General features: G+C 57.4%; 1 protein-coding gene. It reads right to left on the bottom strand.

Annotated features, from left to right (window positions below; translation table 11 throughout):
• Positions 1–6: 6 nt before the first annotated feature.
• The gene (locus Q6A48_RS25885; protein ID WP_304557312.1) at positions 7–1,212 is read right to left on the bottom strand and encodes an ISL3 family transposase; all 1,206 of its coding nucleotides are present in this window, start codon (positions 1,210–1,212) and stop codon (positions 7–9) included.
• Positions 1,213–1,308 lie beyond the last annotated feature (96 nt).

Genomic DNA, 1,308 nt, shown 5'->3' with positions numbered 1-1,308 from the left:
GGTTCTTCACGGATTTCCGGGATAGACACTCTTGATCTTCATGAAAAAGAACTCGCTATCCCGGTAACCGTACGCCATCCGTTTGATGACCTTGATTCGATTGTTTATGCCTTCCAACTGGCCTGTATGCATCGGCCAGCGCACTCGGCTGACGATGCCACGCCAGTAACCCTTGAGCCGTTTGGCAAACTGGATTAGGGCCGGTATTTCGCTTTCCTGCGCATGGAGCAGCCATTGTCTCCACACCGATCTCCAGCCCCAGGCGGTATTCGGTGCCCACAGCGTTTTGAGTTCAGCCTTCATCAAATAGACCGTCATCAACGCTTGGTTGGCCGCCAGCAAATCCTGCAAATGGACCTGTTGCTCCGGCGTTTTCAGGTTCTGCGGGTTGCGCAGAAGCAGCCACCGCGCTTGCTTGATGACCTTGCGTGCCGGCTTGTCATGACGTAGCCGATTGGCTTCGTCGACGCGGACCCGATCAATCACCTCTCGGCCATACTTGGCCACCACATGAAAGAGGTCGTAGACCACGCGGGCGTTTGGGCAGTGCTGACGAACCTCCAGGTCAAAGGCCGTGTTCATGTCCATCGCCACCGCTTCGATTCGAGCGCAACCCTCCGGCCCCAGTTCTTCAAAAAATGGCCTGACCGCCGCCCGGCTACGGCCTTCGCCAATCCACAGAACCCGTCGTGTATCGGCATCCAGCACCACGCTGGCGTAACGATGCCCTTTGAACAACGCAAATTCGTCCATGATCAGGCGCTGTGGCTGGGCCTTGGGCAGAATGCTCAGCGCCGTTTGCAAGGCGCGACGCTCCAGCAACCGCACGGTGTCCCAATGCAGCCCGAATAGTTGCGCCACGTGCAGTGTGGGAAGGCGCTCACAGGCTTGAATGACGGTCTCGGCCAGGCGGCGCGTCATACGGGCATAGCGATCCAGCCAGCTGACGGCCTCCATGCGTTTGCCGCAATCACGGCAGCCCACCCGCCTGAGCAACACGTTGAGGCGCACCGCACGGCCGAGGATGGGTAAATCACGAACGGTGCGCTCGCAATACTCATGAGTGGTTGAACAGGGCTTTTGGCACCCGCTGCAGGAAGGGAATCGGGTCGCGTGGGGAATCAGATCGATCCGTAGGGCGTCACCATCAGGCCTGATCGTGACGACAGAAAAGCCCTCCCAAAAAGGAAGGAAAGTATTAATATCGCGCATAAGAACGCCGGTTTGTTAGATGTGTTTGCTCGCACGAACATCATCAACCAAATCGGCGTTCTTGTTTCTGTGTTTCCCGGGATTCCGTGAAGAACC

Source organism: Pseudomonas citrullilanati, from assembly GCF_030580855.1.
Lineage (GTDB): Bacteria > Pseudomonadota > Gammaproteobacteria > Pseudomonadales > Pseudomonadaceae > Aquipseudomonas > Aquipseudomonas citrulli.
Note: the sequence above shows the minus strand (reverse complement) of the source record. Positions and strands in the feature narration are given on the sequence as shown.

Coding starts and splice junctions, on each gene's coding strand:
- Q6A48_RS25885 (WP_304557312.1), bottom strand. CDS start 1,212: ATGCGCGATATTAATACTTTCCTTCCTTTTTGGGAGGGCTTTTCTGTC.